General features: G+C 41.4%; 1 protein-coding gene and 1 pseudogene. Both read left to right on the top strand.

Going from position 1 to position 1,093, the window contains the following annotated elements:
* Positions 1–760: GspE/PulE family protein (locus CYP05_RS06535; protein WP_141090283.1), on the top strand; the 760-nt coding region annotated here is incomplete at its 5' end.
* Positions 757–1,093: pseudogene (locus CYP05_RS06540) on the top strand (type II secretion system F family protein); the annotation flags it as partial. The gene CYP05_RS06535 and the pseudogene CYP05_RS06540, both read left to right, overlap by 4 nt.

Consider the following 1,093-nt stretch of genomic DNA (forward strand, 5'->3'; position numbering starts at 1 on the left):
GAGTATGAAAGCGCCTTATGGCATCATCCTAGTTACTGGCCCAACAGGCTCAGGTAAGACTACGACACTTTACGGCGCGCTAAATGATATAAAAAGCGTAAAAACTAAGATCATCACAGTTGAAGATCCGGTCGAATACCAGCTAAATATGATCCAACAAGTGCATGTAAATGAAAAGGCTGGACTTACCTTTGTCTCAGCCCTTCGCTCTATCTTAAGGCAAGATCCAGACGTCATAATGATAGGCGAGATCAGAGATCAAGAGACGCTTCGCATAGCGATACAAGCGGCACTTACTGGTCACCTCGTCTTTTCTACGCTTCACACAAATGATGCCATAAGCGCACTTCCTCGTATGATAGATATGGGCATCGAGCCTTATCTAGTAAGTGGCGCGCTCGTTTGCATAGAGGCTCAAAGGCTTGTTAGAAAGCTCTGCCCACACTGCAAACAAAAGATCACTCTATCTCAAAAGGCATTTGACGAGGTTAAGAAATTTGTCCCTGAAAACTACCAGTTTTACAAAAGCGTCGGATGTCCGCAATGCTCACAAACTGGGTATCTAGGACGTGAGATGATAAGTGAAATTTTACCTATTAGTGACCATATAGCAAGTATGGTTGCAAATGGTGCTTCTAAAGATGAGCTTAAAAGCGTAGCTTATGAAGAGGGCTTTATAGATATGTTTCATGATGGCGTCATAAGAGCAGCAAATGGCATAACCACACTTGAAGAAGTTTATAGGGTTGCTAAGATATGAAATACTTTGAGGTTGAGTACATCCAAAACGGCAAACGCCACAAGATGAGCCTAAGAGCGAACAATAAAAGCGAGATCAAATACAAAGCAAATGTTACTGGCATGATCGTCAAGATCAAGGAGACGCAAACTTCTAGCATAAATAACTTTGAAAATTTACAAAATGTGATCGCAAAGGCTTTTACTAATCCAAAGGTGAAAATCCCAAATTTAGTAGCCACCATAAGGCAGCTTAGCGTTATGACAAATGCTGGAATTTCTATCCACGATAGCATTAAAGAGGTCGCAAACTCCACCGAGGATAAGCGCCTTAAATTTATATTTCAAACGATAG

The organism is Campylobacter concisus (assembly GCF_002913545.1).
Classification (GTDB): Bacteria; Campylobacterota; Campylobacteria; order Campylobacterales; family Campylobacteraceae; genus Campylobacter_A; species Campylobacter_A concisus_AV.